Origin of the sequence: Pseudomonas sp. SWRI111, assembly GCF_014268555.1 — a bacterium.
Taxonomy (GTDB): Bacteria; Pseudomonadota; Gammaproteobacteria; order Pseudomonadales; family Pseudomonadaceae; genus Aquipseudomonas; species Aquipseudomonas hamedanensis.
Window position 1 is genome coordinate 76,984 of sequence record NZ_JABWQQ010000018.1, and the last position, 13,706, is coordinate 90,689.

11 protein-coding genes are annotated in these 13,706 nt (G+C 52.1%); 4 read left to right on the plus strand and 7 right to left on the minus strand.

Features of this window, described 5'->3' with window-relative positions; all coding sequences use genetic code 11:
- Positions 1 to 473: 473 nt before the first annotated feature.
- A complete protein-coding gene (locus tag HU755_RS20055) occupies positions 474 to 1,274 on the minus strand; it encodes an HNH endonuclease signature motif containing protein (protein ID WP_346655440.1) in 801 nt (266 codons plus the stop codon).
- A 983-nt stretch (positions 1,275 to 2,257) separates the two neighbouring features.
- Between HU755_RS20055 and HU755_RS20060 the strand changes: the two genes are divergently transcribed.
- The 4 genes from HU755_RS20060 (at position 2,258) to HU755_RS20075 (ending at position 8,009) form a co-directional block, all read left to right on the plus strand.
- Complete coding sequence (locus HU755_RS20060; protein ID WP_186635805.1) at positions 2,258 to 3,859, plus strand: N-6 DNA methylase; 1,602 nt, start codon at positions 2,258 to 2,260, stop codon at positions 3,857 to 3,859.
- Between the two features lie 157 nt (positions 3,860 to 4,016).
- On the plus strand, positions 4,017 to 5,582 hold the full coding sequence (locus HU755_RS20065; protein WP_202885364.1) for a restriction endonuclease subunit S: 1,566 nt from the start codon (positions 4,017 to 4,019) through the stop codon (positions 5,580 to 5,582).
- Positions 5,569 to 7,173, plus strand: coding sequence for an AAA family ATPase (locus HU755_RS20070; RefSeq protein ID WP_186635808.1), 1,605 nt, complete (start codon positions 5,569 to 5,571; stop codon positions 7,171 to 7,173). The genes HU755_RS20065 and HU755_RS20070 overlap by 14 nt, the downstream gene beginning before the upstream one ends.
- Positions 7,170 to 8,009, plus strand: coding sequence for a hypothetical protein (locus HU755_RS20075; RefSeq protein WP_186635811.1), 840 nt, complete (start codon positions 7,170 to 7,172; stop codon positions 8,007 to 8,009). The genes HU755_RS20070 and HU755_RS20075 overlap by 4 nt, the downstream gene beginning before the upstream one ends.
- A 123-nt stretch (positions 8,010 to 8,132) precedes the next feature.
- On the opposite strand, the gene HU755_RS20080 is transcribed toward HU755_RS20075, so the two are convergent.
- The 6 genes from HU755_RS20080 to HU755_RS20105 all read right to left on the minus strand — a co-directional run bounded on the left by HU755_RS20080 (position 8,133) and on the right by HU755_RS20105 (position 13,344).
- Complete coding sequence (locus HU755_RS20080; RefSeq protein ID WP_186635814.1) at positions 8,133 to 8,498, minus strand: histone-like nucleoid-structuring protein, MvaT/MvaU family; 366 nt, start codon at positions 8,496 to 8,498, stop codon at positions 8,133 to 8,135.
- Between the two features lie 65 nt (positions 8,499 to 8,563).
- Positions 8,564 to 8,752, minus strand: a complete 189-nt coding sequence (locus HU755_RS20085; RefSeq protein ID WP_186635817.1) for a hypothetical protein — start codon at positions 8,750 to 8,752, stop codon at positions 8,564 to 8,566.
- 64 nt (positions 8,753 to 8,816) lie between these two features.
- Positions 8,817 to 9,797 (minus strand): chromosome segregation protein SMC, encoded by a 981-nt coding sequence (locus tag HU755_RS20090; protein ID WP_238350014.1) that lies wholly within the window; start codon positions 9,795 to 9,797, stop codon positions 8,817 to 8,819.
- A gap of 90 nt (positions 9,798 to 9,887) precedes the next feature.
- Positions 9,888 to 12,794: a DUF927 domain-containing protein gene (locus HU755_RS20095; protein WP_186635820.1), complete on the minus strand. Its 2,907-nt coding sequence runs from the start codon at positions 12,792 to 12,794 to the stop codon at positions 9,888 to 9,890.
- Positions 12,791 to 13,063, minus strand: coding sequence for a DUF3077 domain-containing protein (locus tag HU755_RS20100; protein WP_127929668.1), 273 nt, complete (start codon positions 13,061 to 13,063; stop codon positions 12,791 to 12,793). The genes HU755_RS20095 and HU755_RS20100 overlap by 4 nt, the downstream gene beginning before the upstream one ends.
- Entirely contained in the window at positions 13,060 to 13,344 is a 285-nt protein-coding gene (locus HU755_RS20105; protein ID WP_186635823.1) for a hypothetical protein, read from the minus strand. The genes HU755_RS20100 and HU755_RS20105 overlap by 4 nt, the downstream gene beginning before the upstream one ends.
- Positions 13,345 to 13,706: the final 362 nt, after the last annotated feature.

The following is a 13,706-nucleotide window of genomic DNA, read 5'->3' on the forward strand; positions in this document are numbered from 1 at the left end:
GAAAACCTGAGGCACGTAACGATCCGGCCAGTTCCCCAGCGTCAGGACATGGAGTCAAAGCCATTGCTCCTGGTTGACTGAGGTGTTTTTTGATGGGCTTCTTGCCCCTGGACGGTTGGGCATTTTGCTATCCGGTGGCCGCTGGCTCCGGCGCCGGAAGAGTGAGAAGCTGATTGCCCTGATTGTTTTGGAACAAAGGCAACGAACAGCCCTTCACTTTCCCCCAGACGAAAAAAAAGGCCCTGCTTTCGCAAGACCTTTTTCTCTGTGTTGGTGCCCGAGGGAGACTGTCGGGTTCCATGTATTACGTGGCTTGCAGGGGGATTATGCATTTAGGGATACAAGTGGGGATACAGCGTTATCAAGGCTGGTACCTTTGCTCCGATACGTTTCCATCGGGTTGCGTAAGTCTAGCGGTGCTCCCCGGCAGTTAGCTGATGATTGGGTCCAAAGTGCAGCACATGATCACAGCATTACCATCCGTGCCGTTGATAATGATGCTCAAGAGCTTCGCGACTGGGGCGGAGAGTGGGATCGCTCGGTAAGTGTGCTTTCTTTCCATGCCGGCTAGCTGTCATGTTTTTGTCGGCTGTTGAGTAGTGGCCGTCTGTCATATCTGGGTCGCAATATCGAATTAAACCGTCATGAGTGACAGTTATGAATCCGCAATCGAAAAGCCGATGATGCGATGTGCATAGCAGCATCCCATTCTGTGGATCGAGGCGTTGGCTTGGGGTCGCTAGGCTCCAAGGGATGATGTGTGCGGCATCGAGTGCTTGGTAGAAACTCAACCGACACATCGCGCACTGTTGTCCATACGCTAGTACTAATGCTCGCTTGAAGATTGTCTGCGCTATCCCACGAACTTTGACCTTCGCATAGATCTCCTCGCGTTTTTCGGGTTGCTCAATGAGAGATTGAGCTAATGAGTCCGGAGTATCGGAAACACCAAAGGCTTCATAAGGATTGGGAACTTGGCTCCAATCGTAGTCAAAAACAAGCTGGTGCGCCGTATCGATATCATCCAGTCCCCACCCTATGAATCCGGTACCAGGAAGGCCTGATTTTGCTCCCACAACGATGGATGAGAGCGGAGGTAGATCCGATTCGATGCAGTATCTCTGTATCGGGTCGAGTGCCCAACGCATTGATAGCGGATTGGTCTGCACCGAAGGCGACAGCTGTCCGTATGTGGGTGTCTCCCTTCTGGATGCGGCTTCAACAAGTAGAGGCCACAGAATGCCCGCAGCATGGAACCAGTTTCTTCCTTCCACATTTCTCTCCTATGAATATGAAGCTGTACGGTTGAACCGGCCGGCCAAGTTGTAAATGCAATTGATCCTATCAGCGTTTAGGTCAGCGAAAGAGGATAACCGGAATCACCACGCACCTACGTGCCTTGCTATCACGGGCTTGAGCAAACGTTGGCAAAGGTAGAATTTCGAGGCACGTGAGCTATTGCGTAAGACTCTGTGGAGAAAATCTGCTGGGGACCCTGGGCGATTCCATACGGTACGGGGTCGGAAACCCGCGGGATCTTGTTAGTAGGAGGTACTCCAGCTTACTGAAATTTCAACGTTGAAATTGAAAGGATCTTGAAGAAAAAAGGACATCGTTACCGTATTGGTAAAGGTGATCACAGACCGTTCATTTCGTAGGGCAAATGCACGGGTGAACAGGCAGTTGACTAAGCTGGTAGCTCTCCCGCTAACAAAGTCTGGCGGGTTGCCGACACCGTACTAGTGGTAAATCCGTAGGACCGACTCATCCTCATCCCCCTCGACCTGGCGGGGCTAAGTGGACTTCAGGTGATGTCTGTGCAGGTCTCGCGATCATGCATGATCCGCCGCTGATGGCTACCATGCTCATGGGTCTTAGGGGCGCATGATGCTTACCATGTCTAGCTATATGTAGGTGTTACTGGTGTTACGCGTGTGACAATTTTCTGTAACTATCTGATTTAATTGATTTTTAGTCGCGTTACATCTCGACGAAAGGTCAGGATGCTAGGGTGTTACTGCTGGAGTCTGTGTTACATCGAATGCCCATTTGGAGCTGCACCGTGGATTCTTACACACATAAGCGAACGTTGAGCTCCTCCGAAAAGAAGGCGTTCTTGGAAAGTGTATGGATTTAGGCGAGCTCCCCCCCCCATGTCCGGATGCTAACAGCGTGCTCGTGTGTGATAATCCGCTACCCTAAATGTTGGGGATAACCTCCCAAGGCAGCCCACTGAAGGTTCTGAAATTTCCTCTTTATGTCTACCAATACCCACGCAGCCCAAGACATCGGCGCCAAACTCTGGTCGCTCTGCCATGTTTTACGCGACGATGGTGTCACTTATCACCAATACCTAGGTGAGCTGACCTATCTCCTTTTCTTGAAAATGATGAAGGAGACTGGGCAAGAAGGGCAGCTCAGGGTTTGGAAGCGCCCGAAGAGAGGCGCTCCTATTGAGGAGATCGCTGGCGCCCGATGGGATGACCTCATTAGTGCCCTGCCGTCCGAACGCTTGGATATCTACAAAGAAATTTTGCTGGACTACAGCCTGCACGGGCGCGGCTCTGTGCAAAAAATCTACGCGAATGCTAATACTGTTATTACTAAGCCATCGACCCTAAGCAAGTTGGTGTTAGATATTGACGCACTGGACTGGTACAGCGTTCAGCGAGATGACTTAGGCGATTTATATGAGGATTTGTTAGAGCGGAATGCTACAGAAAAGAAAAGTGGCGCAGGTCAGTATTTTACTCCGCGTTGTCTAATTGACAGTATTGTGGCGGTAATGAAGCCTCAGCTCAACGACGTCATCCAGGATCCAGCCGCGGGAACATGTGGTTTTTTAATTGCCGCAAATAATTATTTACGGCAGAATTTCGATTTCGAGAGTTTGCACTCGGATGTGTTGCAGCGATATAGCAAAGAAACTTTCTATGGTATGGAGCTAGTGCAAGATACTCATCGTCTCGCCTTAATGAATATGCTTTTGCATGGCATTGATGGCGGAGTTGTATATGGCGATACACTTAGTGATGACTATATGCAGCTTCCACCGGCCACCCTGATTTTTTCTAATCCTCCCTTTGGCACGAAAAAGGGTGGGGGATTTCCAACAAGAAAGGATCTTGTCTATCCTACTAGTAATAAGCAGCTAGCATTTTTACAACATATTTATACCAATCTTAGGCCTGGTGGGCGAGCCGCAGTAGTATTGCCTGACAATGTGCTCTTTGAAAGTAATGTAGGTACGGATGTCCGTCGTGATTTGATGGATAAATGTAATCTGCACACCATACTGCGCCTGCCTACTGGTATTTTCTATGCGCATGGTGTAAAGACTAATGTGTTATTTTTTACGAAGGGGGAGAGCGAGAAAGGGAACACAAAGGAACTGTGGGTGTACGATATGCGTGCCAATATGCCGCAGTTTGGTAAGCGCACACCCCTTACTCGTGATTATTTTAGAACTCCCTATACGGCTGCCCCTGAAATAGTTCGTGATAAGTTTGAAGACGTATTCGGAGATGATCCTTATGGGCGCCCTCCTGCACTGGCTAAACGCGTAGATACTGGTGAGATGGGGTGCTGGCGTCGATTTACTCGGGAGCAGATTTCGCAACGTGAAGATAACCTTGACATAAGCTGGCTCAAAGACGAGACCGGCGAGGGTAATGGCAATATAAATGACGATCCCGCTTTAGTGGCTCGATTGGTTTTGATTAAGCTGAACAATGCACTTGCGGAAATGCAGGGGTTGCTAGTAGATCTCGGAGAAGATCCTGATTTGCCGCTTGATGAGATCTTTTTGGAATCTGAAGCTGACTTGTCAGAGCGTTTGCGTTCAGAGAAAGATATATGATGTCGCTGGTGTTGATGGCTATAAGTTGGGCGGGCAATGTAAGGGGATTGCTTTTCGATGCATTTGAATGCTGCAAAGAACTTTGCTCTAGCGATCATGACGATTTGTTAAACAGCGCGCTGTTGGCTAATCGGGTGAACTTTCAATGGGCTAAGCTATGATTGATCTTCCTATTGGGTGGGGTGAGGCTCCTTTGGGGGATGTTACGTTGCCGCCTGAACAAAGGGTGCCTGCCGATGATGAAGAATTCACCTACATCGATATTAGTAGTATCGATCGCATACGAAAGGTAATTGCCTCTCCAACAAACATGTTAGGCGTTAATGCTCCGAGTCGCGCCCGGAAGATCGTTAAAAGCGGCGATACTCTAGTGTCGATGACTAGACCTAATCTCAACGCAGTAGCGTTAGTGCCGGATCATCTTGACGATGCGATTGCATCGACTGGGTTTGATGTGCTAAGACCATGTCACGGTATAGATCCTCGATGGATTTCTTATTTAGCGAGAACCGAGGAATTTATAGGGTCTTTGTCGTCTCTAGTTCAGGGTGCATTATATCCTGCGGTGCGCTCTAAAGATGTGAGAGGATTCCTTGCTCCTATTGCTCCATCAGTTGAACAAGTTAAGATTTCTGACCATCTTGATCTTTTAATGGCAAGAGTAGAGTCGTGTAACGCGCAGTTTGCGGCGATCCCCTCCCTAATCAAGCGGTTTAGGCAATCAGTCCTAGATGCCGCGTATTCGGGAAAGCTTATCGAAAAGGCGGGGGATGATATTGATAGATGGGAGAAAGTAGCGCTGGAGAGTGTTGCAAGCAACTTTTCCTACGGTTCCGCCGCTAAGTCAGCAAAAGTTGGTTTGATACCTGTATTGCGCATGGGTAATATTCAGTCAGGTCGCTTGGATTGGTCTGGGTTGGTTTTTACATCCGATGAGCAAGAGATAAAAAAATATGAGCTAAAAAAAGGGGATGTACTGTTCAATAGAACCAACAGTCCTGAACTTGTCGGAAAGACTGCGGTTTATCAGGGAGAGCGCCCAGCTATTTATGCCGGATACCTGATCCGAGTTCGCTGCTCTTCGTTATTGCTTCCAGAGTTTTTGAATTATTGCCTCGGTAGTACCGCAGGTCGCGATTACTGTTGGCAGGTTAAATCGGACGGGGTTAGTCAGTCCAATATCAATGCGAAAAAGCTTGCAGCCTTTTGCTTCCCGCTACCCTCGATAGAGGAGCAACGCGAAATCGTGGAGCGCGCTGAATCTCTTCTACGTATGGCTGATCGTTTAGAAGTCGAATGTTCCGCTGCTCGAGATCAAGCGCAGCGTCTATCATCATTGGTTCTGGCAAAAGCCTTTCGAGGCGAGCTCCTTGCTCCAGAGCCTGATGTACAGCCTGCTAGCGTGCTACTAGATAATATAAAAGCTCATCGTAGTCGCTCATTGGCGACGCCAAAGATCCGCGTACCACGCAGCACTCGTGCTCCACGAGCTTTAAAGGATACTTCCGTCATGACCAAAACACGCCAAGATGATGACGTGAAAGGCTTACCTTATCTTGCCAATCTTCTGCGTGGCTTAGCTCAACCTGTGACTGTGGGTGTGCTATTTAAAAGTGCTGAACTATCAGTTGCTGACTTCTACAAGCAGCTTGCTTGGGAAGTCTCGCAGGGATACGTAAAGGATAATGACACATCGCTGGAGGCGGGTCATGCGGCTGGATAAGGTATATATAGATGGGTTTAAGAATCTGAAAGAGTTAGAGGTAGACTTTGATGAGAAAAGTCTCACTACTGTACTCATAGGGCAAAATGGTGCAGGTAAATCAAACTTGATTGAGGCGATAACTCAAGTTTTTCGATGGATAGATTTGCGGCGCCAAGAACCAAGGTTTTTATATCGTGTAGATTACCGTATTCAGTTGCCTAAAGCGTCGGCAACCGAACCGGCGAAAGTTACTTTAAGTAACTTGCCGGGCGAACCTTCCCTATGCGTCGATGGGAGAGAGGTTAAACGTACTGAGTTTGAGAAACGGAAAGAAGAATGGTTTCCGGATTTGATATTTGGTTATTATTCCGGCGGGAGTCGACGATTGGAGTCACTGTTTGATAGTCATCAACGCAGATACTATGATTCGATTAAGCTGGAAGATAGTTTAGAGGTGTTCGAAGCAGCGCAGCAAGCTCGACGATTGTTTTATTGTCGCCCTATACATGGCGTATTAGCTTTAATGGCTTTGTTTGCTTTTCCTGATCCAAAGCTCAAATTAGAGTTGTCATCTAAGCTCGGAATTGCTGGTTTTCATTCTCTTTTGGCGCATTTTCGTGAGCCTTGGTTTGCGAAGTCAAAAAAAAACGCCGATCGTCTTCCGGAGAATTTTTGGGGTGCGGCCGGCCCAGCAGGACGTACAGCACATCAATTCAAAGATGTTGCTTTTCATCCCCTGGCGCTAGAAGGCAACGCTATCGATGACTATCGGGATAAGCTACAAACGGAGTCGCAATTTGCGACTTTTTTACCTTCATTCGATCATCTGTTACGTTTTGCAAGTACATTCAAAAGTGAGCGGGATATGTTCTACGCTTTGGAGGCGATGGATATATCGGATCTGATTCGCGAAATGTTGGTCTGGGTCAAACGTGATGGTGACGAGAGCGGTGATGTAGGTTTTGCTGACTTGTCGGACGGTGAGCGTCAGCTGCTTATGGTTCTAGGGTTGATTCGTGTTTCTAGAGGTAAGCGTGCTTTATTTTTACTAGATGAGCCGGATACTCATCTAAATCCACATTGGCAATACAGTTATTTAAAATTAGTTGAAGATTGGACAGGTATAGCTGCTGATGTTGATAAGTGTCACATTATTCTGACATCGCATAATCCATTAACGATATCCGCACTCACGCGAGATGAAGTGCGGGTTATTAGCCTTGGTGAGGATGGCAAAGTATCAGCTACTGCACCTTATGCTGACCCGAAAGGTATGGGGTTCACGTCAACGCTAACGGAAATATTTGGCCTACCGTCTAGTCTGGATGTGGAAACTCAGCGTCTGGTGGATGAGCGAAATGCTTTAACGCATCTAATGGCAAAATCTGTTGAGCAAGAACTGGAATTGATCGCTATAAATGACAAGTTAGCGCGCCTTGGCTTTCTATTCGAGGACAGAGAACCCTTGTATCAAGCATTTCTACGGGCGTGGCACGATGTCAGATATGCTGACAGGCCACCGTTAACTCCGACTCAAATTGAAGCGCGGCATAACGCGATGAAAGATTTGATCCAACGCTTGTCTGGTGCCGAAGAGGGGCGGGCATGATATATGTAAGGCGTGATCCTGGCCTAATTCCTGAAAAGGTTCTTAAAGTTGCTGAGCGTGCTCAGATGGAGCTTGAGGCATTAGAACCGCTAGAGAGAAAAGAATTTATCGAGAAGAAAGCGCATGTGTGGCGCGCGTTCAGTCGGCATTTGGCAAAAATGTCTTATGGCAAATGTTGGTACTCGGAGAGCAATGATCCGCAGTCTTTTTTTGCAGTTGATCATTTTAGGCCAAAAAAACAAGCACGAAGAAATGATAAAGACAAGGATGAGGGTTATCCTTGGCTTGCTTTCTCATGGGAAAATTTTTGTTATACGGCCGGGCGCTCAAATAGTGTAAATAAGGATGAGTTTACTGATGAGTCAGTGGGCAAGGGAAGTTGGTTTCCGCTTCTCGATGGGAGCAAAGTAGCCAGTTGGGAGGATCGTTGTGTTGCGGATGAGATGCCGGTTTTACTTGATCCCACTAAGCCGGTGGATGTAGATCTAGTTGAAATTAATCCAGAAGATGGTCGAGCAGTGCCCAGTGCTGTATGTGTTGGAGCGATAAAAAACTTACGTGTGAGCAGGACCATTGAATTGTATGGTTTGAATTTGGGGAATCTAATCACAGCCCGAAAGCGCGTAATGCGTGAGGTCGAAGATAGCTATCTTAATCTTTTAGAGCTCATTGAGGGTAATAATGACCTTGCCGCCATTGATCGTTTACAAGAGCAGCTAAAGCGTGCGACTCGATCAGATGCTGTTTATGCGCGCGCTGCGCGTGCAAAGCTGTTATCGATGCCAATAGGTGCACACCTTTGCGCCAAGCCAGAAGATAGGCCTCACGTTATATGAGTTTAGTAATTTTATTTTGATGGGTTTCTTTATAAGTTGAAATTAGATTGGTGTTGCGATGAAATATTCAGTTTAGAGCGTTAGAAAGGACCTCCGGAGAGGCCCTTTTCATCGAGCCTAATTCTATTTACTCAGCCATCCTTCGACTTCATCCCCACCGTGCTTGGTCTTCCATTCTTTCAGCATTTTGTGATTGCCACCTTTTGTTTCAACCACTTCACCGGTGTGCGGGTTCTTGTATACCTTCAGCGCACGAGGTTTGCGGGTGCCAGTGGTTGCAACCTGCTTTTGACCATGCTTCGTGCTCTCTGGGTCAAGCAGATTCACGATGTGCTTTAGGCTAAAACCATATTGGTCCAGCAGCGCGCGCAGCTTCTTTTCGAACTCAATTTCTTTCTTCAGGCCAGAATCGCCCTTCAGTGCTTCCAGTGCCTGGAGCTGTTCGGCCAAGTGTTTTTCGAGCTGGCGGTATTCGGCAAGTTTGGACATTGGGTCTTCCTTTTGTGTGTGTTGTGATATCCATCTGAATAGTATGACAGCTGACAAGTTCAGCGTTATGACCGGCCTTTCAATTTACTTTCCACATAGCTCATTTCATTCTTGATCAGATTGATGGTGAGTGCCTGGACCGTTGTGGTATTTCCGGATTTGATGTCGACAATATTTAGCAAAGCGGTCAAGTGCTCCTTGCGCGCTTTCAAGGTGTCGCTCCAGCTCGCGCTGCTTCGGATTTGTTTGATCATGGTCTTCGTCCCGATGGAGTTATAAACAACCCGCGTGCGCAGGCTGTTTCAGTGGCTCAGTGCCTTACAGCGAGAAGATGTCTTCTACGGTGAACTTGTACGAGCGGTCAGCGAGTTCACGACTGCCCCATGTGTCGAAGCCTTCACCTTCTTTAGGCAGCACCAATCTTCTAAGGCTGAGTTGATCGTCACCTAGCAAACGTTGGGTAGCCCACAGTTTGGCGCCCATATCCATCAGTCCTTGAGCTTTTTCGTTCCACTGCTCTTCCAGTACCTTTTCGGCCAGCAACAATGCCGCTCTCTGGATGGCAAGGTGTTCTCTTTGCGCCTCGGCAATGTGCTGGTCGACGATGACCAACTCCTGCTCCAGCGCGTTGATGATTAGGTGCTGGCGACGATTGTGCTCGATGGCAGTCGCAAGGTTTTTCGCAGCTTTTTGCGCGTCTGTATTGGCGTTCTTTTCGCCCTCAGTGTCGCCCCAGGCCACTGACTGTGCGTAGGCGGTGGCTGCATCGGTTTCGGCTTGCCGGGCCTTGGCCAAGTCTTCCACTGCTTGCTGCTGGATCTGCTCCAAACGGGTGCTGAGGCTCTCGCGTTTTTCGTTGAGCTCTTGCTCGTCGGCTTTCCAGTTCGCCATCGATTCGGTGTAACCGGCCATCAAGGTTTCGTGATTGAGCAGTTGCTCGCGTCGAGTGATCTGAGTATCCAAGATCCAGGCATGGTGCTTATTGGAGTCGTATGGGAGTTTCAGCGTGTTGTACTCACTGCGGACTTCACGCAGACGATTCGTGTCTAATTCTTCGTCGCCCTCCAGTAATGCTTCCAACGGTGCCATCTCGGCGTATTGCTCTTCAGCCGCCCTCAGGTATTTATCACGGCGGGTGGTCAGTTGGTCGATCTCATCGATCAACCGTTGCTTCTTCTCGCAGTTAGCGGCCGCGTGAGTGCTATCCGAATTCGGCAGTGAAAGTAAGATGGTCTCGCTGCAACCCAGTTCGCTGGCCAGCAGTTCATGTTGTTCGGTAGAAGCTTGGAATTCGTTCATCTCTCTGGTTCCTTCAAATTGGGTTTGGGTTGAATGACGGCTGGCGAGGCCGGGAATAAGCCGGCGCTACCTCGATCAGCAGAGATGCCCTCAGGCAGCGCGAGCCTCGCGGTCATCCGTTCCCGGAATCGTCTTCACGATGTAGCAGCGTTGCGGGCCGAGGCCGGGCAACCGGACCAAGCTCGATGCTTTGCCGTCGCTGGCCGGTTCCAGCACTCCGCGCTGCAGCAGTTCCTTGTTCACGGCGTTGATGTTCATGCCCCGGAAGATCTCGGAGCGCCACGCCTCGGGCAGCACGTAATAGGTGTTGGTGGTGTGCATGGTGTCGCCCATGCCGTGCTCCAGCGTCTTGCGAAAGCCGAGACGGTCGATGGTGCGCGGGCCGTGTTCGTCAATCTTGGCCGCCGCCGATTCCCAGCGGGTGAAGCGGCTTTCGCCGAAGCGTTCGATGACCTGGCGCAGGCGCGCCAAGATCGCATCACCCTCGAAGTTACCGGCGCCGCCTCGTTCGTTTAGCCAAGCATTCAGGCATACGCGAGCAGCAGTGGTAGCGGTTCCGTCCGGCCAGCCGGTGATGCCCATTGCTGTGGCCAGCTCGCCTGCTGCGGCGGCGAGGCCGAAGCGAGCAGCGGCACGGTGTGCCTGTCCACTCGCGGACGCTGGGAGCGACTTGGCAATAAAACCTTCCAGCGTGCAGCGCAGGATCGCTGCCCAGCCGTGACGCTTGCCCGGCTCGCACAGTGCGGTGAGGAAAGCGGTGAGCGGCGTGCCGTAGTAGTTCGCCACTCGCGCCTTCAACGCGTCGGACAGGGCGGCGGCGTCCTCAAAGCCGTTGAGCGTGTCGAACATGCCGAGACCCTTGCTGGCATCCGCGGGAACGGCGAGCATCCGTACCTCCATGCCGGCTTTCAGCTCCTTGTTGGCTTCGGCCATGTGTTGCGCCAAGGTCTTCTCGCCTGTGGACAGAAACAGCAAACGCCACTCCTGTACCTGGCGGCCGGCTTGGCCTCGATCATTGGCGCGAGCTTTACCGGTGCCATTGCCGAGCATGTAAACCGTCTCGCCGATGATGCGCGGATCGCACATGCCGATTTCATCGAGTACCAGAAGGCCGTCCGAATGTGCTGCTGCGATAGATTCCAGCGCGTTATCGGTCGATCGCCATGAGCGTACCAAGCGTGGACCGCCATAGATCGAGGCGGCGACTTGCAGGTGAGTGGTCTTGCCGCCGGAGCTGTCGCCGTACAGATGAAAGCCACCCGACTCATGTCCGAGCATGTGCAGTAGCGGACCGGCGAAAGCTACACCGATGACAAACGCCAAGCGGTGGTTACCGATGCACAGTGCGCCGATCTGCTGCTGCCATTGTTCCAGTGTGCCTGCTTCGCTGATCGGCGGAAGCTGCGCACCCGCTTCGTAGAAATGCAGGTGCTCGCTGTGCGTGCCGACCTGCTGCTCGGGCAGGAGAAAGGCGCTGTCATGCCAGCCTAAACGAGTGACCAGACGCGCACGTTGTGTACTGTCGAAACCGCCGAGGTAACTCTGCAGGTCGTTGCGTGCGTTGCGTCCCGAACGACTGCCGGAGAGGCGCAAACCCATGTCTACCAATGGCCCGAGCACGTCCTTGCCGAAGTCACCGGTCATGGTGCGCGCCGGGATGTTCAAGCGCTTCTTGGTGCCATCGGGATCATCGAATTCGACCAGCAAGCCCCAGTTGTGTCCCTTCTCGTCACGTGTACGGGCGAGTATCGCCAGAGGCGAACACACTGGGCGTGCTTCGCCATCGTCACCGGCATAGATCACACCTTCGGATGTCAGGCGAAAGCCTCCCGGCATTAGGTCGTTTTTCGATTTGGTAGGGCGCTTGGTTGCTGCTTTAGGCTTCGGTTCCGGCTCAGGTTTTACCGGAGTAGCAACCTGCATTTGCTCGATCACGCCGAACAGCTCACCGCTGCTTTCCAGCTCTGCGAAGTGGCTGGAGGTCCAGCCTTTCGCGAGCGCATCGGCGGCATCGTCGCCGTCGTCCCATTGACCACCGTTGGCAAAGGTGGCGCGGTCGTTCTTCAACGTCGGCTTGCGTTTGAACGCCTCCAGCGTAATGACCCGAACCGAGGCGGCGCCGATCTCGCGCAGCATCTCTGCGACGGTTTCCATGCAGATCTTGCCGCTGTCGTCGTTGTCCGGCCACAACAGGACGTCGCGACCCTTGAGCGGCGTTAGGTCGGCTTTGTGCCAGGAGTTGGAGCCGTTCGGCCAGCAGGTGGCCACGTAGTCCGGCAGCAGTTCGGCGGCGGCATCAGCGGCTTTCTCGCCTTCGCACAGAACCACCGGTGCGTCACCGCGCTGGGCCAGTTCATCAAGGCGCAGCAACGGGCGCGGATCCGGCAAGCCCTGCCAACGCCATTGTTTGGTTTGGCTATCGGCGCGCTGACACCACGTAAGTGGGGCAAAGACCTTTTTCGGCTTGCCGTCTTCATCCGGGCTGAGGTCGAAGCGGTAGAGCGCCATGAGGGGCTGACCCAGGGTGTCACGGTAGATCCACACCTTGGACGGCACGCCGTGATCGCGATGCTTGGCCGGGCACTTGTTCATGGCCTCGGCCGGGATTGGCTGAATGGCGTTCCATGTCGGCGTCTTCGGCTTACACGGTGCGGCCGGCGTTTTTGAGGCGCCGGGCGCAACGTTCAGCCATTCAGCCAGCTTGTTACACGCCTCGACGTCGGTGCCGCCGTCCAGATAGCGCACCAGATCTATCAGGTCGCCGCCCTTGTCGCCGGTGGCGAAGTCGGCCCAGGTGCCCTTGCTCAAATTGACCTTGAGCGAGCCGGCGCGTTTGTCGCTGCGGGTCGGGTTCGGAGCGGTGTATTCCTTGCCGCCGTCCACGCGTTTGCCGTTAGGTAGCCAGTGCGACAAGACACGATCAATGTCTTTCAGCGCGGCGGCTTTCACGTCGGCGAAGCTCGGGCGTTTAGTGGTGCTGTTTTGTCGTTGGCTCATGCGTCAGCCCTCGGCAGAAACAGTGCATCGTTGATGTCATCGATCAGCGCTTTGGCCATCTCGCCCAGGTACAGGGCTGGCCAACTGAAACGCTCGCCATGGTCGCTCATAGCGGCGTCGAGGTTGAGTTGGTTCGCGTGGTGCTGAAGCAACGAAACCATCTCCAGCGCGTCCTCAACTGGCACACCGGCATTTACTCGAAACAGCTTCAGGTCGGTGGCGTTGACGCGAGAAAAAGTGGCGTGGCCCGGTGTGGTGGAAGTGCTCATAGCGCACCGCCTTTTTGCACAGCAGGTGTGGAGGTGTTATCGCCGTGCATGGCCAGCGTTTTGATCAGGCCGAGAGTGCCGCGCACGTCCCAAAGGACGGCAGCGATGACGTGATTGGCGAGGCGCGAGGATTCGTTTTCGAAGTGATCCTCAAGCAGCGTCAGCACTGAGTCGGCACGATCGATGGCGCAGGTAATGGCGTCGATGGGTACCCCGGCTTCTGCTTTTGGATTCACGCAAAGCAGGTCTTCAGGCAGGGCACAACTCAGAGTGTTGTTCATTGGGCACCGCCTGCGGTTTCGAGTGCGCGGGCTTTGGCCATGTGAGCGTTGTAACGGGAGAGACGTGTAGCAAGGCTGGAGTTGGCGTGTAAAGCGGCGAGAGCCATTGCACGGTGTGCAGCGGCGCGAATTTTGGACGGATTGAGGGCGTGTTGCATTTGTGAAGGCTCCTTGTACTGAGGAACCGCCACCGTCTGCCGCCAAGCAGATTAGGGTGACGGATTGCGCAGGATTGGCGGACCGGCGTACAAGGAGACCGGCGCACCCGAGGGTGCTCCTACGCAACCCGCCATAACACGGGAATGCGGGCACAAAAAAAGCGCCTGCAATCGTAATGGGGGCGCTGTTGCGCCTTGTACTGT